19 protein-coding genes are annotated in these 19,906 nt (G+C 70.3%); 8 read left to right on the forward strand and 11 right to left on the reverse strand.

Features of this window, described 5'->3' with window-relative positions:
- Positions 1-85: 85 nt before the first annotated feature.
- On the forward strand, positions 86-2,497 hold the full coding sequence (locus MFF54_RS04795) for a penicillin-binding protein 1A (RefSeq protein ID WP_238301498.1): 2,412 nt from the start codon (positions 86-88) through the stop codon (positions 2,495-2,497).
- A 278-nt stretch (positions 2,498-2,775) separates the two neighbouring features.
- Here the strand turns inward: MFF54_RS04795 and purQ are convergent, their stop codons facing one another.
- From purQ to MFF54_RS04820, 5 genes are all read right to left on the reverse strand, one after another.
- On the reverse strand, positions 2,776-3,456 hold the full coding sequence (gene purQ, locus MFF54_RS04800; protein WP_238301499.1) for a phosphoribosylformylglycinamidine synthase subunit PurQ: 681 nt from the start codon (positions 3,454-3,456) through the stop codon (positions 2,776-2,778).
- The gene (gene purS, locus MFF54_RS04805; RefSeq protein WP_238301500.1) at positions 3,456-3,695 is read right to left on the reverse strand and encodes a phosphoribosylformylglycinamidine synthase subunit PurS; all 240 of its coding nucleotides are present in this window, start codon (positions 3,693-3,695) and stop codon (positions 3,456-3,458) included. Before purS ends, purQ begins: the two co-directional genes overlap by 1 nt.
- Before the next feature lie 174 nt (positions 3,696-3,869).
- The gene (locus MFF54_RS04810; protein ID WP_238301501.1) at positions 3,870-4,100 is read right to left on the reverse strand and encodes a hypothetical protein; all 231 of its coding nucleotides are present in this window, start codon (positions 4,098-4,100) and stop codon (positions 3,870-3,872) included.
- Between the two features lie 162 nt (positions 4,101-4,262).
- On the reverse strand, positions 4,263-4,841 hold the full coding sequence (locus tag MFF54_RS04815) for an ActR/PrrA/RegA family redox response regulator transcription factor (RefSeq protein ID WP_238301502.1): 579 nt from the start codon (positions 4,839-4,841) through the stop codon (positions 4,263-4,265).
- A gap of 39 nt (positions 4,842-4,880) precedes the next feature.
- Positions 4,881-6,272: an ActS/PrrB/RegB family redox-sensitive histidine kinase gene (locus MFF54_RS04820; protein ID WP_238301503.1), complete on the reverse strand. Its 1,392-nt coding sequence runs from the start codon at positions 6,270-6,272 to the stop codon at positions 4,881-4,883.
- A gap of 162 nt (positions 6,273-6,434) precedes the next feature.
- Here MFF54_RS04820 and MFF54_RS04825 point away from each other — a divergent pair, with 162 nt between their 5' ends.
- Positions 6,435-7,712: a polyhydroxyalkanoate depolymerase gene (locus tag MFF54_RS04825; RefSeq protein ID WP_238301504.1), complete on the forward strand. Its 1,278-nt coding sequence runs from the start codon at positions 6,435-6,437 to the stop codon at positions 7,710-7,712.
- Positions 7,713-7,721: 9 nt separating this feature from the next.
- Here the strand turns inward: MFF54_RS04825 and MFF54_RS04830 are convergent, their stop codons facing one another.
- From MFF54_RS04830 to MFF54_RS04840, 3 genes are read right to left on the reverse strand one after another with little or no spacing between them, the layout of a single operon-like run.
- Positions 7,722-9,134, reverse strand: coding sequence for a pilus assembly protein TadG-related protein (locus MFF54_RS04830; protein ID WP_238301505.1), 1,413 nt, complete (start codon positions 9,132-9,134; stop codon positions 7,722-7,724).
- A 7-nt stretch (positions 9,135-9,141) separates the two neighbouring features.
- A complete protein-coding gene (locus tag MFF54_RS04835; protein ID WP_238301506.1) occupies positions 9,142-9,864 on the reverse strand; it encodes a TadE/TadG family type IV pilus assembly protein in 723 nt (240 codons plus the stop codon).
- Between the two features lie 2 nt (positions 9,865-9,866).
- Positions 9,867-10,475, reverse strand: coding sequence for a TadE/TadG family type IV pilus assembly protein (locus MFF54_RS04840; protein WP_238301507.1), 609 nt, complete (start codon positions 10,473-10,475; stop codon positions 9,867-9,869).
- 242 nt (positions 10,476-10,717) lie between these two features.
- Here MFF54_RS04840 and MFF54_RS04845 point away from each other — a divergent pair, with 242 nt between their 5' ends.
- On the forward strand, positions 10,718-11,464 hold the full coding sequence (locus MFF54_RS04845; protein ID WP_238301508.1) for a M48 family metallopeptidase: 747 nt from the start codon (positions 10,718-10,720) through the stop codon (positions 11,462-11,464).
- 33 nt (positions 11,465-11,497) lie between these two features.
- Here MFF54_RS04845 and MFF54_RS04850 read toward each other — a convergent pair whose 3' ends face one another.
- Positions 11,498-11,881, reverse strand: coding sequence for a hypothetical protein (locus MFF54_RS04850; protein ID WP_238301509.1), 384 nt, complete (start codon positions 11,879-11,881; stop codon positions 11,498-11,500).
- A 184-nt stretch (positions 11,882-12,065) separates the two neighbouring features.
- Here MFF54_RS04850 and MFF54_RS04855 point away from each other — a divergent pair, with 184 nt between their 5' ends.
- Genes MFF54_RS04855 through MFF54_RS04870 form a run of 4 tightly spaced genes read left to right on the forward strand, consistent with a single transcriptional unit; the run spans position 12,066 to position 16,961 of the window.
- Entirely contained in the window at positions 12,066-12,593 is a 528-nt protein-coding gene (locus MFF54_RS04855; RefSeq protein WP_370880242.1) for an invasion associated locus B family protein, read from the forward strand.
- A gap of 19 nt (positions 12,594-12,612) precedes the next feature.
- Positions 12,613-13,287 carry a hypothetical protein gene (locus MFF54_RS04860; RefSeq protein ID WP_238301510.1) on the forward strand — a complete coding sequence of 225 codons (675 nt, stop codon included), beginning with the start codon at positions 12,613-12,615 and terminating at the stop codon, positions 13,285-13,287.
- Positions 13,274-15,325: a glycosyltransferase family 2 protein gene (locus tag MFF54_RS04865; protein WP_306423948.1), complete on the forward strand. Its 2,052-nt coding sequence runs from the start codon at positions 13,274-13,276 to the stop codon at positions 15,323-15,325. The genes MFF54_RS04860 and MFF54_RS04865 overlap by 14 nt, the downstream gene beginning before the upstream one ends.
- Before the next feature lie 28 nt (positions 15,326-15,353).
- Positions 15,354-16,961, forward strand: a complete 1,608-nt coding sequence (locus MFF54_RS04870; RefSeq protein WP_238301511.1) for a glycosyltransferase family 2 protein — start codon at positions 15,354-15,356, stop codon at positions 16,959-16,961.
- Here the strand turns inward: MFF54_RS04870 and purC are convergent.
- A complete protein-coding gene (gene purC / locus MFF54_RS04875) occupies positions 16,955-17,749 on the reverse strand; it encodes a phosphoribosylaminoimidazolesuccinocarboxamide synthase (protein WP_082773195.1) in 795 nt (264 codons plus the stop codon). The two genes, MFF54_RS04870 and purC, sit on opposite strands and share 7 nt — an antisense overlap.
- A 322-nt stretch (positions 17,750-18,071) precedes the next feature.
- Positions 18,072-18,860, reverse strand: coding sequence for an endonuclease III (nth, locus tag MFF54_RS04880; protein ID WP_238301512.1), 789 nt, complete (start codon positions 18,858-18,860; stop codon positions 18,072-18,074).
- Positions 18,861-18,913: 53 nt separating this feature from the next.
- Here nth and MFF54_RS04885 point away from each other — a divergent pair, with 53 nt between their 5' ends.
- Positions 18,914-19,435, forward strand: coding sequence for a DUF2244 domain-containing protein (locus tag MFF54_RS04885; protein ID WP_238301513.1), 522 nt, complete (start codon positions 18,914-18,916; stop codon positions 19,433-19,435).
- Positions 19,436-19,906: the final 471 nt, after the last annotated feature.

A 19,906-nucleotide genomic window follows, 5' to 3' on the forward strand; every position in this document is an offset into this window, starting at 1 on the left:
GCCCGAATCAGAGGCGTGGGCGGGCGCGAATCCCTTGCCGAGATCGGTCCGTGCGCGGCCGAGCCACCGACGGGCGGAACACCGGATGCGCTTGATCCTACGTTTCTTCGGCTTCCTGTTCAGCGCCTGCGCGGTGCTGTTCGTGGTCGCCGCGGCCGTCGGCGCCTACTTCTACTGGACCTACAGCCAGGACCTGCCGGACCACGCCGCCCTCGCCAATTACGAGCCGCCGGTGATGACCCGCGTCCACGCCGCGGACGGCTCGCTGCTTGCCGAGTACGCCCGCGAGCGCCGGCTCTACCTGCCGATCCAGGCCATGCCGAAGGTCGTGGTCGCGGCCTTCCTCTCGGCCGAGGACAAGAACTTCTACAAGCACGGCGGCATCGACCCCGAGGGCATCGTGCGCGCGGTGCTGACCAACGCCAAGAGCGGCAAGAAGCAGGGCGCCTCGACCATCACCCAGCAGGTGGCCAAGAACTTCCTGCTCACCAACGAGCAGACCTTCGACCGCAAGATCAAGGAGGCACTGATCGCGCTCCGGATCGAGGCGGCCTACTCGAAGGACAAGATCCTAGAGCTCTACCTCAACGAGATCTTCCTCGGCACCATCGTGCCGGGCCGCAACCTGCACGGCGTCGCGGCGGCCGCGCTCGACTATTTCGGCAAGTCCGTCCACGAGCTGACCATCAACGAGGCGGCCTATCTGGCGGCGCTGCCGAAGGGCCCGAACAACTACCATCCCTACCGCAAGACCCAGGCGGCGCTCGACCGGCGCAACGAGATCATCCGCCTGATGCGGGAGAACAACTACATCACCCGCGAGGAGGAGGAGGCGGCGCGTAAGCAGCCGCTCGGCGTGAACCCGCGCGTCGCCTTCCCGAACGCGGCCAACGCCAACTACTTCACCGAGGAGGTGCGCCGCGAGATCTCCGAGCGCTACGGCGAGAAGAAGCTCTATGAGGGCGGCCTCTCGGTGCGCGCGACCCTCGATCCGAAGATGCAGGCCTGGGCCCGCAAGGCGCTGACCGACGGGCTCGTGCGCTACGACCAGTCCCACGGCTGGCGCGGCCCCGTCGCCAAGGTCGATCTTGCCGGCCGCGACTGGGGCATGGCGGCGGCCGAGGTGCCGGCGCTCGGCGACGTGGCGCCCTGGCGGCTCGCCGTGGTGCTGGGCAACGGCGCGGGCGGCCTCCAGATCGGCCTGCAGCCCCGCCGCGAGGCGTCCGGCCAGGTCTCGAAGGACCGCGAGACCGGCGTGCTCGCCCCCGAGGGCATGCGCTGGGCCGGCCGCGCCAACCTCCAGGCCGGTGACATGGTCTATGTCGAGCCGATGGATGGCGGCCGCGGCACTTTCCGCCTGCGGCAGAAGCCCGAGGTCTCGGGGGCCATCGTGGCGATGGATCCCTATACGGGCCGCGTGCACGCGATGGTCGGCGGATTCTCGTACGACGAGTCCGAGTTCAACCGCGCCACCCAGGCGATGCGCCAGCCCGGATCCTCGTTCAAGCCGATCGTCTACGCGGCGGCGCTCGACAACGGCTACACCCCGTCCTCGATCGTGCAGGACTCGCCGATCACCATCGAGGCCGGACCGGGCCAGGAAGCGTGGTCGCCCTCGAACTACGACGGCAAGTCCGGCGGCCCGCACACGCTGCGCTACGGCATCGAGCACTCGAAGAACCTGATGACGGTGCGCCTCGCCAAGGACGTCGGCATGCCGCTCATCGCCGAGTATGCCCGCCGCTTTGGCGTCTACGACGATATGCTCCCCGTGCTGCCGATGTCCCTCGGCGCCGGCGAGACCACGGTGATGCGCATGGTCACCGCCTACTCGATGCTCGCCAACGGTGGGCGCCGGATCCGGCCGACGCTGATCGACCGCATCCAGGACCGCATCGGCGAGACCATCTACCGCCACGACACCCGCAAATGCGTGGGCTGCGACGCCGAGAAGTGGTCGGGCCAGGACGAGCCGAAGCTCGTGGACGATTCCGAGCAGGTGCTCGACCCGCTCACCGCCTACCAGATCACCTCGATCATGGAGGGCGTGGTCCAGCGCGGCACGGCCACCATCCTGAAGCAGGTGGGCAAGCCGCTCGCGGGCAAGACCGGCACGACGAACGACGCCAAGGACGCGTGGTTCGTGGGCTTCTCGCCGGATCTGGCGGTCGGCATCTATGTCGGTTTCGACAAGCCGCGCTCGCTCGGCGACCGCGCGACCGGCGGCGGGCTCGCTGCGCCGATCGCGCTCGACTTCCTGAAGCAGGCCCTGAAGGACAAGCCGCCGACCCCGTTCCGGGTGCCGCCGGGCATCAAGCTGATCCGCGTCGCGGCCTCCTCCGGCATGCGCGCCGGCTCGGGCGAGGGCGCCGGCACGATCCTCGAGGCGTTCAAGCCCGGCACCGCCCCGCCCGACGCCTACGTGGCCCGTCCGGACGCGCCGGCGGCCGTGCCGCCCGACGCCGACCGTGCGGCGCAGGCCGGCGGGCTGTACTGAGCGCGTGAGCGAGCGTTTCCCACTCTGGAGCCCCTCCCGCCTCCGGCGGGAGGGGCTTTTTTCATGCGCCCGCTTGTCTCCCTTCCTCCTCCACGGGGAGGGAGCGCCAGCCGGAGGGGAACCCCAAGAAAAAAGCCGCCCCGTGAGGAGCGGCTTGGATGAGTCGTCAGGGAGGCATCAAACAGAGTGAACGGAAACTTCACTCGACATCCAGACCGTCTGGAATGCTCGATTGATGACTCCGAAACCCTAATGCACGGTTAAGGATAGGTGGAAAATCAGGCGGCGAGGCTCTGAAACAACCCGCGCCCGTCCGTGCCGCCCACGAGCCCTTCCACGAAGTTTTCCGGATGAGGCATCAGGCCCAGCACGTTGCGCTGCTCCGAGTAGATGCCGGCGATCGAGTTGATCGAGCCGTTGCGGTTGGCATCTACGGTCAGAGCGCCCGTCGGGTCGCAGTAGCGGAAGGCGACCCGGCCGTCGCCCTCGAGGCGCGCCAGCGTCTCAGGATCGGCGAAGTAGTTGCCCTCGCCGTGCGCCACGCAGACGTCGATGACCTGGCCGGCCTCGTAGGCGCTGGTGAAGCGGGTATCCGCCCGCTCGACCCGCAGGGTCTGGCGGTGGCAGATGAAGCGGCGATCGACGTTGCGCATCAGAACGCCGGGCAGGAGGCCCGACTCGCACAGGATCTGGAAACCGTTGCAGATGCCGAGCACGAGGCCGCCGCGGGCCGCGTGCGCCCGCACCGCGTCCATCGCCGGCGCGCGCCCCGCGATGGCGCCGCAGCGCAGGTAGTCGCCGTAGGAGAAGCCGCCGGGCAGCACTGCGAGATCGGTGCCAGCGGGCAAGTCCGTGTCGGCGTGCCAGACATGCTCCACCTCGGCTCCGGCGAGCCGCAGCGCCCGCGAGACGTCGCCGTCGCGGTTGGAGCCGGGGAAGGTGACGATCGCCGCGCGCATCAGACGATCTCGATGGCGTAGTTCTCGACGACCGTGTTCGCGAGCAGCTTCTCGCAGGCCGCCTTGAGGGTCGCTTCGGCGCTCGCCCGGTCGGTCGCGCTCACCTCGAGATCGAACACCTTGCCCTGGCGGACGCCCTCGACCGAATCGATGCCGAAGGACTTCAGAGCAGACTCGATCGCCTTCCCCTGAGGATCCAGCACGCCTGTCTTGAGGGTGACGATGATGCGGGCTTTCATGATGGGGTGCTCATCCGCGGGCTTTGCCTACCGGCCGCTCGGCGTCGTCTGTGGCTGAGGTCCGCGACGATTTAGCCGAACCGGTGAGGGGCTGTCGATTGCTCGATCGGGCATACCCGGAATACCGGGGATTCCTGCTCGTCTGCACGAGGTCTGCGTCGGTCTCCCGGGGCCTTACCGGGCCGGTCCGCCGCGCAGGGGCTCGATGCTGGTAGCCCGCCGCCAGAGCTGGACCATCACCCAGACCGCCACGAGGCTGAACAGGCCCATGAGCACGTGCCCGACCCGGTCGCCGAGATCGAACAGGCCTGCGAGCGCCCAGCCCGCCGCGATGGCCACGGCGAAGACCTCCGTCCCGACCAGCACCATCATGCTGACGATCGTGATCAGGTTGCGGGTGTTCACGGGGCAGGCCCTTCTGGCGGTCTCCGGTTCGGGCAACCGGCTTCTTGTGGCGGCAGGTAGCGTGTTTCGAGGAGGCTGCGCAACCGCCTCCTCACGCGACAAGGCCCGGCTCCGGTCTGACCGGGGCCGGGCCTGCGCCTCATCGGATCCGCGGCATCCAGCTCAGCGCGGGGCGCGCTTGGCCAGGATGCGCTGGAGCGTGCGGCGATGCATGTTGAGGCGCCGCGCCGTCTCGCTGACGTTGCGCCCGCAGAGCTCGTAGACGCGCTGGATGTGCTCCCAGCGCACCCGGTCGGCGGACATCGGGTTCTCCGGCGGGTCGGCGCGCTCGCCCGGCTGGGCCATCAGCGTGCCGTGGATCTCGTCGGCGTCGGCGGGCTTGGCCAAGTAGTCGAAGGCGCCGAGCTTCACGGCATTCACCGCGGTCGCGATGTTGCCGTAGCCGGTGAGGATCACGCCGCGGGCTTCCGGGCGCTGCTCCTTGAGCCGCGCGATCACGTCGAGACCGTTGCCGTCGCCGAGCCGCATGTCGATCACCGCGAAGGCCGGGGCGCGACTCTCCACCGCGGAGACGCCCTCGGCCACGCTCTCGGCCACCTGCACCTCGTAGCCGCGGCTCTCCATCGCGCGGGCGAGGCGGGTCGAGAAGGGCTTGTCGTCGTCAACGATCAGGAGGCTGCGGTCGGTGAAGGCGGCCAGCGGGTCGGCCTCGGCCCCGGGGGTTCCGGTCTGCGTCAGCATGGGGACGCTTCCTTTCGAATTCGCTGTTCTGATAGCGCTTTATATAGGTGCGGCATCACCTGTCGGGAGGGGGGCGGAGCGCGGAAGTTCGGGAGAATGTCGGGGCGCGGCGCCGCGCTCGAAGATGTGGCGCGCCCAGGAGATCCGCACCACCGCGCCGTGGTTGCCGGGTCCAGCCGCGTTCGACAGGGTGATCTGCGCGCCCGAGCGCTCGATCAGGGTCTTGGCGATGAACAGGCCGAGCCCGAGTCCACCGCGGTTCCAGGCCTCGTCGTCCCGGCGCTCCGGGCTGCGCGTGGTCACATAGGGCTCGCCCGCCCGCAGCAGCACCTCGGACGAGAAGCCCGGACCGTCGTCGCGGATCTCCAGCGAGACGCGTTCCAGGGTCCAGCGCGCCTCCAGCGTCACCCGCGACTCCGAGAAGTCGATCGCGTTGTCGAGAATGTTGGCGAGCCCGTACATCACGCCGGGATTGCGCCGGCAGGCGGGCTCGGGCCCCTCGCCGCGGCCGCTGACGTCGAGCACGACGCCGAGCGCCCGCTGCGGGGCCGCGAGTTCCTCGACGATCTGGCCGAGCGTCACGGTCTCCAGGAAACCGCCGCCGTCGCCGTCCGCGCCGAGGGAGGTGAGCTTGCCGAGGATGCCGCGGCAGCGGTCGACCTGCTCGCGCAGGAGGTCGAGATCCTCGCGCACGGCGGGCGTCGCCGACGGCCCGAGCTGACGCACCAGCTCCTTGGTCACCACCATGATGGTGCCGAGCGGCGTGCCGAGCTCGTGCGCGGCGGCGGCCGCCAGCCCGTCGAGCTGGGAGAGATGCTGCTCGCGGGCGAGCACGAGTTCGGTGGCGGCGAGCGCCTGGGCGAGCTGACGCGTCTCCTCGGAGACGCGCCACGCATAGACCCCCGTGAAGGCGGTACCCAGCAGGATCGCGGTCCAGACGCCCGAGACGTACAGGAAGGGGAGCTCGATCCGCCCGTCCGCGAACCAGGGCAGCGGGCGATGCACGAGGGCCAGCAGCGTGGCGAGCCCGACCGCCAGGAGCCCCAGCGCCAGGGTCCGCTCCGGTGGAAGCGCGGTCGCCGAGATCAGGACGGGCGCGAGGAACAGGAGCGAGAACGGGTTCTGCAAGCCGCCGGTGAGGAAGAGCAGCACCGCGAGCTGCACGATGTCGAAGGCCAGCAGCAGCGCTGCCGCGTCGTCGTTGAGCCGGTAACTCGCCGGGAAGCGGATGCGCAGGCCGAGATTGAGCCAGGACGAGGCGGCGATGGCCAGGAAGCACCAGCCGAAGGGCAAGGAGAGGCCGAGCCCGAATTGTGCGCCGACCACCGCCGCGCTCTGGCCGGCGATCGCGAGCCAGCGCAGCCGCACGAAGGTGTCGAGGCGAAGGTGGCGCGCATCGCGCAGGAGGCGGGACGGATCGCTGTCGGGCATCTCGGGTCGTCGCGGCGCAAAGGGATGAGGCTTCGGGAAACGTCGGGCCGCCCGTCTACCACCTCGTGGCAGGGGAACGGGTCTGGGCCATTCAGGGTTTCGAGAGGCCGGCCAAGACCCTAAGATCCTACCCCAAGACCAGGGTCGTGACCGGGGGAACCGATGGATCTGGCCTATTTCTGGTACGAGGGGGCCCGCGCGCTGATGGGGCCGGGCCGGGTTGCCGCCGACCTCACCCGACACGCTCTGCAGAACCCGGCGAACCCGGCGGCCTACTCGCCCTATGCCCGCTCGATCGCGGCGGGCTGCGAGATGTTCGAGCGCGTCACCCGGCGCTACGGCAAGCCGCGCTTCGGCCTCGACAGCACCGATGTCGGCGGCGTCGCCGTGCCGGTGACGGAGCGGGTGGTCTGGGAGCGCCCGTTCTGCCGGGTCATCGGTTTCGACCGGGGCTTCCTCAGCCCGCCGGCGAGGCCTCAGCCGAAGCTCCTCGTCGTCGCGCCGATGTCGGGTCACTACGCCACGCTGCTGCGCGGCACCGTCGAGGCGATGCTGCCCGACCATCAGGTCTTCATCACCGACTGGACGGACGCCCGCATGGTGCCGGTCACGGAGGGGCGCTTCGACCTCGACACCTATATCGCCTATCTGCAGGCGATCTTCCGCGATCTCGGGCCGGACCTGCACGTGATGGCGGTCTGTCAGCCCGCCGTGCCGGTGATCGCGGCCGTCGCGCTGATGGAGGCGCGAAGCGATTCCGCGGTGCCGGTCTCGATGACGCTCATGGGCGGCCCGATCGACACCCGACGCTCGCCGACCGCGGTGAACTGCCTGGCGCAGGAGCGGGGGCAGGCCTGGTTCGAGCGCAACACCATCGCGTACGTCCCGCCGATCTATCCGGGCGCGTGGCGGCGGGTCTATCCGGGCTTCCTGCAGCTCTCGGGCTTCATGGCGATGAACCTCGACCGGCACGTAACGGCCCATGCCGACATGTTCGACCACCTCGTGACCGGTGACGGCGATTCGGCGGAGAAGCACCGGGAGTTCTACGACGAGTATCTCGCGGTGATGGACCTCACGGCGGAGTTCTACCTCCAGACCGTCGAGACCGTGTTCGTGGCGCACGCCCTGCCGCGCGGGACGATGCGGCACCGGGGCGAGCCGGTCGACCTCGCGGCGATCCGCGCTTGCGCCATCCTGGCGGTCGAGGGCGAGAAGGACGACATCTCCGGCGTCGGGCAGACTCTGGCCGCCCTCGACCTCACACCGAACTTGCCCCAGGCGCGCAAGGCCTACCACCTGCAGGAGGGCGTCGGGCATTACGGCGTGTTCAACGGCTCCCGCTACCGCACCGTCATCGCGCCCCGCATCGCGGCCTTCATCCGCGAGATGGCGGCGCTGCCGAGAGAGCGTGCGCCGCACCTGCGCGAGGTTGTGTGAGCGCCGCGCCTACTGGGTCAGCCGAGCCGCAGCGAGCGCGTCCTCGAACATGGCATTGAGCGCCGTGGTGATCTGGGTGGCGTCGCTCGCGGTGCGGAAGAAGCCGGGCGTGGAGCAGGACTGGAGGGCGCCCGGCACGTTCGGGATGAGGCTGTTCACCCGGACGTTCTCGTAGCCGACATTGTCGTTGAACGGCTGCGCCATCGGCAGGTAGGGGATGTAGAGGATCGAGATCGTGATGCCGCGCTTCTTCATCTGCGCGCACAGATTGGGGTCGATCAGGTTCGAGACCGATCCTGTCCATTTCGAGCCATCGTATTTGCCCGCCGAGCCGTAGTAGTACTGCGCGTTGGCCATGCCGTCGGTGACCAGAAACACGAACGGCTTTGCCTTGGCCGAAGAGGATCCATCGCCGACGCTTTTGATCTTGTCGTTCATCGCCGGCATCACGTTGTCGAAATGCGTGCCGCCACTGCCGCGAGCCAGTGTTTTGTCGCCGATGCCGACGTCCATGTAGGCTTCGAGGTTGTTGGCGTAGGGCTTGAGGCTGTCGAGCGACTGCGTCAGGTCGGCCGCCGTCTCCATGTAGCTGACGAACGGGAAGAGGCCGATTCGGAACTGCTTGTCGAGAACGGTCTTCGACTTGGCGGTGTCGATCAGCTGCGAAACGGCCTTGCCGACCGTCGCGATGCGCAGCTCGATGTTGTAGGTCTTCGACAGATCGTAGCCCTTGAAGCCCGGGAAGTGGCAGGCGAAGGCGCAGTTGTTTCCCTTCTTGTCGGCCATGTCGGGGTTGAGCTTCGCGAAATAGACCTGTTGCGCCGCGCTCGTCGGCAGTCCCATCGAGCCGGAGGTGTCGAGCAACAGGTAGAAGTCCACGTAGCTCGGCAGCGTCAGGCTCGAGGTCGAGGCGCCGACCACGTTGAGGCTGGAGGCGGCGACGTTGCCGAGCAGGCGCCCGAAGGGCGAGGGGAAGACGGTCGTGTAGCTCGCCGACGCGGTCAGGTCCTGCCCGTTGCGCGCGAGGGTGATGTTTGGCGTCACCGCGAGCGCCCCCAGCGTCGAGGCGGCGTTGGCGCGGAACACCGCCTCCGCGCGCGCCTTCCCGCGGGCGATCGCGTCGGACGTCGGGTCGGTCTGGTTGTTCGGGTTGGACGAGATGTAGTCGCGCGCCGTGGTGATCGCCGCCATGGCCGCAGCGTCGGCAGCGTCGTCGAGGCGGGCACGGTAGTTCACCTTGCGCAGGTACTCGACGCCGGCCCCGAGGCTGCCGATCAGCGGCAGCGCGCTCACCGCGAATATGAAGAGCACGTTGCCGCGCCGGTCGCTGGCGAAGCTGCGGACGAGCGGACCCGTGATCCGCAGCCGGAGATGGTTGAGGGCCCGTGTGAGGCGGCCCTGGCGGGTGCGCGGAGACGACATCGACACCTCAGGCAGGAACGACGCAGACCCGGGCATTGCCGGCGCCCGCAGTCGGGTCGTAGACGATGGAGGAGACGTAACGGGGCGTGGCGTAGAAGGAGCGCCGGATCGTCACGGTGCCGACGACCGAGCGCAGGAAAAGCGGGCGGTACTCGAACAGCAGGTCGGCCACCACGAGGAAGCCGGGTCCGAAGATGTCTGACGGCAGCGTCGAGGGATCCGGCTGGGCGGTCGTCGCGGCGCCGGTGAGTGGCATGCCGCAGGGGCGGCCCTGGCCCGAGGTCCAGGCCACGTAGGGGGTGTAGGTGCAGTTGCTCTGGCAGCCGGCTTGGCTCTTGAACTGGATGCCGGACAGCGACGCCTTCACGGTGTTCCAGACCCACTCCTTGCGGATCTGCGCCTCCTCCATGAGCTCCGGGAAGACCACGAGTTGCGTCCGGAACACCGAATCGAGATTGGCCCAGGTGAGCCGGCCGGTGTTGTTGCCGAGGCTCGGATCGGGGTCGATGCGAGAGAGGAGGTCGGCCATCGTAGCGGCCGCGAGATGCGCCTTGCGCACGTAGATCGTGTATCGGGCGAGATCGAAGCCCACGAGCGCCAGTACGAGGAGGATCGGCAGGATGAAGGCGATCTCCAGCCCTGCGACGCCGCTCCTGTCGCTGAGCCAGGCGCAGAGGATCGGCCGTCCCGGGCGGGCACCGCGTGTCGCGAAGGGAGCGCCGGTCGTCATGGTCAGCAGCTCGTGCTGAAGCTGCCGCCAGTATAGGGTTCGTTGCGGAACGCTGCCGCAGCGCGCACGAAGACGACGGTCTGTCCGTTCCCGCTCCAAGTCTGGCCGACTGTGCTGCGCCAGATCGGGCTGAACAGCGGCATCGCGTAGAAAACCTGCAGGTACTGGTAGGCCTTCGGCAGGGCGGGGCAGTAGCTCGTTCGATCGTTGTCCATCGGGACGTCGACCGGCCCGCTCAGGTCCGGCTTCACGAAGGCACCGTAGCCCGCCTTGTCCATATCGGCGGTCTGAAGGTTGGTGACGACGTTGTGGCACGCCATGCCCGGCATCAGGGCGGGGCAGAGAACCTGCTCGCGGAAATTCTTGGCGTCGGCGGCCTTCTTCGGGTCGAGGTTGCCGACTTGGATGACTCGGGCGGTCGCGACCGTCGCCCGCTCGACGGCAGCCGAATTGTACAGGAACAGACCGCCCTGCAGGATCTCCAGCATCGCGAGGAACAGGATCGGTCCAGCCACCGCGAACTCGATCGCTGTGGCGCCGGATCGGCAGTTCCGGAACGCCGCAAGCCCCCGGGCGGGGGCCGGGCGCTTGCGCGCACGGGCCGAAACCATGGGATGTCCTATCGGAAACATGCGATGATCTTCGCCGGCCATTCAAAAATCAGTTGTCAACAGATCTCCTTCGTGGCCGGGAGATCCGATGCGACCGTGATCGCACCGAACTCTTAAGATCCCCTCTATCCGATCGTGGACATACGGGAGGCGCCCGCGGCGGACGATTATCCATAGGGGGCCGGCCGGCCCTCACCAGCGTACCGCGTGCCAAGCGGGCGAAGGCGGATTACACTACGGCCATGCTTCTCGCCTTGCTGCGGCGGTCCGCGCCGGCACCCGACCCCGACCACATCGCGATCGATCACGAAGGCGCGACCTTCCGGATCGTCCTGCGCCGCCGCGACAGCGCCCGGCGGCTGACGCTGCGCGTCTCGGCAGCCACCGGCGAGGTGGTGATGACGGTGCCGCCCCGCACGGCACTCGCCACGGCCCAGCGCTTCGCGGCGGGCCACGGCGGCTGGATCGCGGCGCGCCTCGCCAAGCTGCCCGAGCGGGTGGCCTTCGCGGAGGGCGCCGTCTTTCCGTTGCGGGGCGTGACGCACGTCATCGTCCGGCGGGACGGGCGCAGCGGCGCGACGCGGATCGAGGCGGGCCCGGACGGCCCCGTCCTCTCGGTATCCTGCGGGGAGGCGCACGTGGCGCGGCGGGTGCGCGAGTTCCTCCACGCGGAGGCGCTGCGCGATCTGAAACTATCGATCGGCCACCACGCCGCGCAGCTCGGCCAGAGTCCGGCGCGGATCACGCTCCGGGACACCCGCAGCCGCTGGGGCTCCTGCACCGCGCGGGGCGAGCTGAATTTCTCCTGGCGCCTGATCCTCGCGCCGCCGCTGGTGCTGGACTACCTCGTGGCGCACGAGATGGCGCATCTGCGCGAGATGAACCATTCGGACCGGTTCTGGAGGCTCGTCGGCGAGCTCTGCCCGAACGTCGACGCGGCCGAGGCCTGGCTCAAGCGCCATGGGGCCGGGCTGCACCGCTACGGGTGAGGCCGGCCGCGCCCGTCGGGCTCCGCCCCGGCTTCAGCCCTTGGCGCGCAGCACGGCGGCCGGGCGCTCGGCCGGCCAGGTCGGCCGCTGCTCGACCTCGCCGGGCATCAGGGTGCGGGGCGCGACGCTGTCGCAGATCTCGCGCTGGCGCACGATGGTCGGGTTGCCGAATGCGTCGCGGCGGCGAACGAAGCCACCGTCCCGGCAGAATCCCGCGAGCGCCGCGTCGCCCCCGCGGCGCCCGTACGGGTTCCGCTCGACCGGCGGGTGTTCGATGGTCAGCGGGCCGTCGCGGTTGAGCGAGCGCTCGATATAGGTGGTCTCCCCGATCGGCAGCCCCTGGGCCAGGGCGGTGCCGGCCGGGAGGGCGCCGAGCGCGAGGAGTGTGAGGAGGAGACGCGCGCGCAGCGGACGCATGATGCCGATCCCGGACGGTTTCGCGAAACGCCATCTGTAAGCGTGACGGCGGGCGCAGGATAGCGCTTTGCGGCAACAATAGGACGGCGCACGTCGCTTGACAGGGCCGGTCCCGCATGGTCCCAACGCGCGGCTTTCGCCGTTGTCCGCGTCCCCTGGGACGCTTCCGGGTAGAGGTTGGCTGGTGCGACGACGCGTGCGGCTCGGTCCTGTCAGGCGCCTTCTCGGCGCGCTCGGTCTGGCCGCGCTGGCCGGCCTGTCCGCCGCGGCGCCCGCTGGCGCGCAGGGCATGGTGCGCAAGACCTTCGACGACTGGCAGTTGCGCTGCGAGACGCCGGCCGGGGCCAAGGCCGAGCAGTGCGCCCTGGTGCAGTACCTCGCCGCCGAGGACCGGCCGAACCTCACCCTCGTGGTCATCGTGCTGAAGACCGCCGACAACCGCGGCTACCTGCTGCGCGTGGTGGCGCCGCTCGGCGTGCTGCTGCCCTCCGGCCTCGGCCTGAAGATCGATCAGGCCGATATCGGCCGCGCCGGCTTCGTGCGCTGCCTGACCACGGGCTGCGTCGCCGAGGTGGTGATGGACGACGGCCTGATCGGACGGTTCAAGAGCGGCAGCCAGGCGACGTTCATCGTGTTCCAGACGCCCGAGGAGGGCGTCGGCATCCCGCTGTCGATGAAGGGGTTCGGCGCGGGCTTCGACAGCCTCAAGTAGGATCGCGGGACGGGCGGTTATGAACGGACGGTTGGCGCGCCTCGGCTCCATGCTCGCACTCCTCGCGCTCGGGATGCCCGGCGCCTGGGCGCAGGCGCCCCAGTCTCAGGGGACGCCCCCCGCGGAGGAGGGCAACATCTTCTCGAACCTCCTGAAGTACGGCGGCACCACGGTACCGTCCTCCCGTGCGCCCGAGCCCGAGGCGGCCTATTGCCCGACCGTGGACGTGCCGGAGGGCGGAGCCGCGATGCAGACGCTCGGCGGCCGCGGCGAGGGAGCGGCCGGCAGCATCCGTTCCCAGGCGACGCTCGGCCGGCTCGCCCGCGAGTGCACGCCGCAGGCCGACGGCACGGTGCGGGTGAAGGTGGGCGCGGAGGTGCGGGTGCTGCTCGGGCCCGGCGGCGCCCCGGGGCGCTTCGACGTGCCGATCACCTTCAGCATCCGCCACGACGAGAAGACCGTGATGACCCGCCAGCAGCGCATGACCGTCACGGTCGCGCCCGGCGAGGCGCAGGGCTTCGGCTCGACGATCGAGGACGGCCTCGTCGTCCCGGCCGCGTTGGTGCGGGACTACGAGATCATGGCCGGGATCGGCCGGGCCGGGGCGCCCAAGGGACCGGCCAAGCCGAAGGCTCGCCGCAAGGCCCCGGCGGCGGCCGCCCAGGAGGGCGGCGAGAGCGGTGCCGCCCAGTGAGGGCGTGCCCGACACGGCAGCCGGCGTCGTCGCTGGCCTGAACGGGGCCGGTCGCGCCGTTTCCTTCCGGCTTGAGCCTGCGGCGGAGGCCCCGGCCGGTTGTCCGTTCGACAGGCGCCTCGTCCTGTCTGGCCGCCTCGCCGGCTGGATCGTGCTGAGCTACCGCACCGACGCCACGCAGCCGCCCGAGCGCCCGATCCTGCGCGCTCTGGCAGAGGACGGTACGGCGCAGGATTTCGTGCTGCCGGGCGGCGCGCTGGCGCACTGGCTCGGGCTGATCCCGCCGGGCACCGCCGAGATCCGGCTCGCCGTTCCGCCGGGCTTCCGCCTCGACCGGGTCGGCCGTCGCACCGACGCGGGCCTGTTCCTGCAGGCTCTGGGCCGGCGCCCCTTCCGGGCGGTCGCCGCCCTCTACGAGCGCGTCCGGGGCGATGCCCGACGCTACCGCGACACCCTGCGGGGCGCCTGCGCCGTCACGCCGCTCGCCGGCTACGCGGCCTGGGCCAGGGCCCGGGCCGAGGTGTCGCCGGAGCCTGTGGCCTCGACCGATGCCGGCGCGGTCCAGGTGCTGATCGTGGCCCGGGCCGGGCAAGCGGCGGCGCTCGCCCGTACGCTCGCGAGCCTCACGGCCCAGACCCACGCCGCCTGGACGACGCGGATCCTCACCGTCGGCGCCGCCGGTACGGCGCCTCACACCGATCCGCGCGTGGTTGTCGTGCCCTGGCGCGCCGACCTCCCTCTCGCCGCCGCCATCGACGCGGACGCGGCCCTCTGCCTGCTCGAACCGGGCGACGTGCTCGCCCCGGACGCCCTCGCCAGCCTCGCGGCGGCGCTCGGTCCGGCGAGCCTCGCCTACGCGGACGAGGTCGGCGCGGACGGCCGGCCCCGGCTGAAGCCCGACTGGAGCCCCGACTTCGCCCTGGCGGCCGGCTATCTCGGCCGGCCCTGGCTCGCAGTCCCGGCGCGGCTCGGCCGCGTCCTCGACGCGCGCCTCGGCGACCCCGCCGACCTCGCGCTGCGCCTCGACATCGCGGTCGCCGCGGGCGCGGGCGCCGTCCGACACCTCCCGCGCGTCCTCGCCCGCACCGAGGCGCGCTTGGTCGCGGGCACGGCCCGCCGCACGGCTCTGCTCGGCGCGCTCGCGGCGGCCGGCTCGCCCGCCGGGGTCGCCCTGCGCGACGGGGTTCCGGACCTCGTCTGGCCTCTGCCCGAGCCGGCGCCGCGCGCCAGCATCGTGATCCCCTCCCGCGACCGGCTGGACCTGATCGCGCAGGTCTGCCGCGGCGTCCTGCAGGAGACCGCCTATCCGGCGATCGAGCTGATCGTCGTGGACAACGGCTCGACCGATCCGGCCGTGCTCGCCCATTACGAGATGCTGCGGGCCGATCCCCGCGTGACGATCCTGAGTGATCCGGAGCCGTTCAACTTCTCCCGGCTGGTCAACCGGGGCGTGGCAGCGGCCACGGGCTCGGTCGTGGTGCTGCTCAACAACGACATCGCGGTGCTCGAGCCCGGATGGCTCGACGCCCTGATGCGCCAGGCCTGCCGGCCGGATGTCGGAGCGGTCGGCGCCAAGCTCCTCTACGGCGACGGCCGGCTCCAGCACGGGGGCGTGGTGGTGGGGCTCGGAGGCCGGGCCGGCCACATCCTGCGTCGCCGTCCCGGCGACACGGCCGGACATCTCGGCCAGATGCGGGTCGCCCACGAGGTCTCGGCCGTGACCGCCGCGTGCCTCGCAGTCCGGCGCGATCTCTACGTGCGGGTTGGAGGCTTCGACGCCGAGACCTTCCCGGTCGATTTCAACGACGTGGATTTCTGCCTGCGCCTGCGCCGGGAGGGCCTGCGCGTCATCTGGACGCCCGCCGCGCGCCTCGCGCACCTGGAATCTGTCAGCCGCGGCCCCTCGGTCGGCCCGGCCCGCGCCCGCTTCGAGGCGGAGGCCGCCCGCTTCGCCGAGCGCTGGCGCGCGGTGATCCGGCACGATCCGTACTACCATCCCCGCCTGTCGCTCACGACCTTCGGGGAGGATCTGGAGTGAGGGTGCGCGCCGTCGGGCGGGCCGGCCCGTGAGCGATCCGTCCGACCCGGCCGACGCCGTCCGCCGCCTCGCCGAGCCCGGTCCCCCGCGCCCGGTCTCGGCCCTCGCCGGCCTGGCGCGTCACCCGGGCCGCGCTCTCGCGCTCCTCTGGTCCTGGCTCACCGGGCGGCGCCTGCGCGCGCGCCAGGGATTTGCCGCCCTCGTCGGCATCGACCACCGCCTCGCTCTGCCGCCCGCGACGCTGGCCGCCTTCCCGGAGGCGCCGGAAGCCTTCGCGGATCCTGAGATCGTCCTGCTCACCGCGCCCGGCCACACGCTGGTGGCGGGCGCGTCCGAGGCGATCCGCGCCGCCTTCGCGGATCCCGGCCTGCACGCCCTCTACGGCGATGCCCTCGCGCAGAGCCGCCCCGGTGGCCCGGTCATCCCGTTGCTGCGGCCCGCCTTCGATCCGGATTTCCTGGCGGCCGTCGATTACGTCGGCCCCGTCGTCGCGCTCCGTCGCGCGGCACTCGACCCGGCGGGGATCGATCCGCGGGGGAGCGCGGCCGACGCGCTGTTCCGAATCGCGGAGCGGTTCGGGGCGGCCGCGATCGGCCATTTGCCGCGCGTGCTCACGCTCCGGCAGCCGGACCGGACGGGTCCGGAGGAGGGGAGGGGGCATGCGGCCGCCGTGCGGGGGCATCTCGACCGCATCGGCCGATCGGACGCCCGCATCGAGCCCGCAGGGGAGGGGCGGCTGCGGATCGTCCACCCGCTGCCCGATCCGCGCCCCGCCGCCAGCCTGATCGTGCCGACCCGCGACCGGCTCGACCTGCTCCGCCCCTGCGTCGAGAGCCTTCTGGCGACCGACTGGCCCGACCTCGACCTCGTCGTCATCGACAACGACAGCCGCGAGCCGGAGACCCGCGCCTATCTCGACGGCCTCACGGCCGCCGGCCGTGCCCGCGTGCTGCCCTGGCCCGGGGCCTTCAACTTCGCCGCCATGAACAACGAAGCGGCGCGGATCGCCCGCGGCCGGATCCTCGTCTTCGTCAACAACGACGTCGTGGCGACCGATCCGGGCTGGCTCGCCGCCATGGCCCGCCACGCACTGCGCCCGGAGATCGGTGCGGTCGGGGCCAAGCTCATCGACGGCGCGGGCCGGATCCAGCACGGTGGTATCGTGCTCGGCACCGGAGGGGGGCTCGTCACCCATGCCCACCGGCACTTCCCGGGCGACGCGCCGGGCTATCTCGCCCGGCTCACCGTGCCGCACCGGGTCTCGGCCGTCACCGCCGCCTGCCTGATGGTGGAGGCGCGGACGTTCGCCTCCGTCGGCGGTTTCGATGCGGAATCCTTCGCAGTCGATTTCAACGACGTCGACCTCTGCCTGCGCCTGAACGCGGCCGGCCACCACACCCTGATGGTGCCCGAGGCGGCCCTGCGCCACTACGAGGGCCTGAGCCGGCGCCGCACGCCGGAGGCCGCCGCGCGCCACGCCCGCGAGATCGGCGCGCTCGAAACGCGATGGGGGCCGCTGCTCGCGCAGGACCCCCATTACCACCCGGGCTTCGACCCGGACCTCTCGACCCATGCCCGTCTGCGGCCGGGCGCCCTCGCGGGTGCGCCCGGCCCGGCGCGGCGCCCGCCTTACTGAACGAGGCGGGGACCGCCCATCTGCACCTTCTCGTTCTCGGCCATGATGCCGAGGCGCTTGGCGACCTCGGTATAGGCCTCGATCAGGCCGCCGAGATCCTTGCGGAAGCGGTCCTTGTCGAGCTTGTCCGAAGACTTGATGTCCCAGAGCCGGCACGAGTCGGGCGAGATCTCGTCCGCCACGACGATGCGCATCATGTCGCCCTCCCAGAGCCGGCCGGTCTCCATCTTGAAGTCGACGAGGCGGATGCCGACGCCGAGGAAGAGGCCCGACAGGAAGTCGTTGACGCGGATCGCCAGCGCCATGATGTCGTCGATCTCCTGCGGCGTCGCCCAGCCGAAGGCGGTGATGTGCTCCTCCGACACCATCGGGTCGTTGAGCTGATCGTTCTTGTAGTAGAACTCGATGATCGAGCGCGGCAGCTGGGTGCCTTCCTCCAGGCCGAGGCGCGTCGCCAGCGAGCCCGCCGCGACGTTGCGCACCACGACCTCGAGCGGGATGATCTCGACCTCGCGGATCAGCTGCTCGCGCATGTTGAGCCGGCGGATGAAGTGCGTCGGCACGCCGATGTCGTTGAGGTGCTGGAAGACGAACTCCGAGATCCGGTTGTTCAGCACGCCCTTGCCGTCGATGATCTCGTGCTTCTTCGCGTTGAAGGCGGTCGCGTCGTCCTTGAAGTGCTGGATGAGCGTGCCGGGCTCCGGACCCTCGTAGAGGACCTTCGCCTTGCCCTCGTAGATGCGACGGCGGCGGTTCATAGGCGTGTACCGTGGTTTGAGGAAGTCCATGGGCCGTGACTCCTTGGGGCGATGACGGGCGGAATCCGCGGCGCGGCGACCGGACGAAAGGTCGGGTGGCGGGGGAAGAGCGATGCCGATTTCCCCCCGCAACCGGGCGCCAAACTACCCGAAGCGGGCTTCCGGCACAACGCGTTAGCCCGCAGGTGGGGATTGCGCGGGTGCCGCCGGAGCCCCCATCCGGGACTGCCTGCGGACCGATCGCCGCAGCCGGAAGGATCTCCGGATCCCCAAAGGTCCGAGGCCCTTGGGCAAGGTCCCGGGCTCTGCCCTGCACCCGCCAAAGGTCTCGACCTTTGGAAACCAGAGCTTTTCAGAGCGTCTTCGATGGGTAGCGGCACAGATCGTTGATCGGGCAGATGGGGCAATCGGGCTTGCGCGCCTTGCAGATGTAGCGACCGAACAGGATCAACCAGTGATGAGCGTTGAGCCGGTAGGGCTCGGGCACGATCGCCTCCAGCCCGGCCTGCACCTTGTCGGTCGTCGGCGCGACCACCAGCGGGATCCGGTTGGAGACCCGGAAGATATGGGTGTCCACCGCGATCCGCGGAACCCCGAACGCGACGTTGAGTACCACGCTCGCCGTCTTGGCGCCCACGCCCGGCAAGACCTGGAGCTCTTCCTGGGACTGCGGCACCGTCCCGCCATGCACCTCCACCAGGATGCGCGAGAGCGCGATCACGTTCTTGGCCTTCGTGTTGAACAGACCGATGGTGCGGATGAAGCCGCGCACGCGCTCCTCGCCGAGCGCCAGCATCGCCTCGGGCGTGTCGGCGATCGCGAAGAGCGGCCGGGTGGCGAGGTTGACGCTGCGGTCGGTCGCTTGGGCCGAGAGCACGACGGCGACGAGCAGCGTGAAGGGGTTCAGGTACTCAAGTTCGGCCCGCGGCTCGGGCGTGCGCGCGCTGAGACGCCGGAAGATCTCGACCAGGGTCGCGCCGTCGACCGGCGCCGGCGCGGTCTCGACCTGCGCGGTGAGCGGCCTCTCCAGCGTGCCCGCGACGGACTTCGTTCGCCCGGCGCGCGCCGAGGCCTTCGCCGGTGCCGTAACCTTGGCCTTGACCTTGGCCGTGACCTTTCGGGCCCGCGACACGCGCGGCATTGTGTTGGCTTCGGGCGTCTTTCTGGGCGGCATCGCCGCGTTATATTGGCCGCATGGCGCGCGGCAACCTCTCAGTCCATCCCGACGGGCTCGACCCGGACAGCATCGACCGCCCGGTCTTCAGCGCGACGATCCGGCCGCACCAGTCGCTGAGTCGTACGGGCTTCCGGATCGTGATGACGGGCTGCTGCCTCGTCTCGCTCACGGTCTCGATCTGGTGCTGGCGCATGGGCTTCTGGCCGGTCGCCGGCTTCTTCGGCCTCGACATGCTGGCGATCTACGCGGCGCTGAAGATCAGCTTTCGCCGCGGACGCTCCTTCGAGGAGGTGATGATCTCACAGATCGAAGTCCTGCTCGCCCGGGTCAGCCACCGGGGCGAGCGCCGCGAGTGGCGCTTCAACCCGCTCTGGACCAAACTCACGCGGGTCGAGGACGAGGAGTACGGCCTGCAACGCCTCACCCTGGTCTCGCGCCGCGAATACGTCGCGGTGGCGCGCGACGCCTCGCCGGACGAGCGCGCCCGCGTCGCTCACGGGCTCAGCGCGGCGCTCGCGCAGGTGAAGAAGGGGTACTGACAGGACACCGCCCCACCCAGAGGCCCTCTCAAACGCGGACGCCGGGCGTCTGCGCCCGTCACGGTCCTGTCGCGGATTTTTCGTCAGATCGTCGTCTCGGGTGTTGACGGCGGTCAAGGGCAGGCGTAGACACCCCTCATCGGCGCCGGCCGCAGCAGCGGCCCGGTCGCTGAGCCGTCTTCTGAGGCGGCTCACTCTCTGGAACATCGTGAGCGAACCGAGCCGGTGTGGTTGATCCGGGTGGGTGCTCTCGTCTCCTCCTGAGGGTGTGGGGCTCTCGACAGAGGTCGCGTGTCCCGGCTCTTTGACAAGTTGATCTGAGAAAGAGAAGCGTGGGCGGCGTCGTCCTTGCGGTCTCGGTCTGGTGGTGACTTCGGTCTCTGTCGGTCTGGGATGTGAGATGAGACGCCGGTCCAAAGCTTCTTTAGGAGCTCCGGATTGCTGGAAACGGTGATCTGATGTGCTTCTGTC

This window comes from Methylobacterium gregans (assembly GCF_022179245.1).
Lineage (GTDB): Bacteria > Pseudomonadota > Alphaproteobacteria > Rhizobiales > Beijerinckiaceae > Methylobacterium > Methylobacterium gregans.

Bases quoted from the DNA above. Each gene is read 5' to 3' on its own strand.
- MFF54_RS04795 (WP_238301498.1), top strand. From the start codon at position 86: ATGCGCTTGATCCTACGTTTCTTCGGCTTCCTGTTCAGCGCCTGCGCG.
- purQ (WP_238301499.1), bottom strand. From the start codon at position 3,456: ATGCGCGCGGCGATCGTCACCTTCCCCGGCTCCAACCGCGACGGCGAC.
- purS (WP_238301500.1), bottom strand. From the start codon at position 3,695: ATGAAAGCCCGCATCATCGTCACCCTCAAGACAGGCGTGCTGGATCCT.
- MFF54_RS04815 (WP_238301502.1), bottom strand. From the start codon at position 4,841: ATGCTGACGCAGACCGGAACCCCCGGGGCCGAGGCCGACCCGCTGGCC.
- MFF54_RS04820 (WP_238301503.1), bottom strand. From the start codon at position 6,272: ATGCCCGACAGCGATCCGTCCCGCCTCCTGCGCGATGCGCGCCACCTT.
- MFF54_RS04825 (WP_238301504.1), top strand. From the start codon at position 6,435: ATGGATCTGGCCTATTTCTGGTACGAGGGGGCCCGCGCGCTGATGGGG.
- MFF54_RS04830 (WP_238301505.1), bottom strand. From the start codon at position 9,134: ATGTCGTCTCCGCGCACCCGCCAGGGCCGCCTCACACGGGCCCTCAAC.
- MFF54_RS04835 (WP_238301506.1), bottom strand. From the start codon at position 9,864: ATGACGACCGGCGCTCCCTTCGCGACACGCGGTGCCCGCCCGGGACGG.
- MFF54_RS04840 (WP_238301507.1), bottom strand. From the start codon at position 10,475: ATGGTTTCGGCCCGTGCGCGCAAGCGCCCGGCCCCCGCCCGGGGGCTT.
- MFF54_RS04845 (WP_238301508.1), top strand. From the start codon at position 10,718: ATGCTTCTCGCCTTGCTGCGGCGGTCCGCGCCGGCACCCGACCCCGAC.
- MFF54_RS04850 (WP_238301509.1), bottom strand. From the start codon at position 11,881: ATGCGTCCGCTGCGCGCGCGTCTCCTCCTCACACTCCTCGCGCTCGGC.
- MFF54_RS04860 (WP_238301510.1), top strand. From the start codon at position 12,613: ATGAACGGACGGTTGGCGCGCCTCGGCTCCATGCTCGCACTCCTCGCG.
- purC (WP_082773195.1), bottom strand. From the start codon at position 17,749: ATGGACTTCCTCAAACCACGGTACACGCCTATGAACCGCCGCCGTCGC.
- nth (WP_238301512.1), bottom strand. From the start codon at position 18,860: ATGCCGCGCGTGTCGCGGGCCCGAAAGGTCACGGCCAAGGTCAAGGCC.
- MFF54_RS04885 (WP_238301513.1), top strand. From the start codon at position 18,914: ATGGCGCGCGGCAACCTCTCAGTCCATCCCGACGGGCTCGACCCGGAC.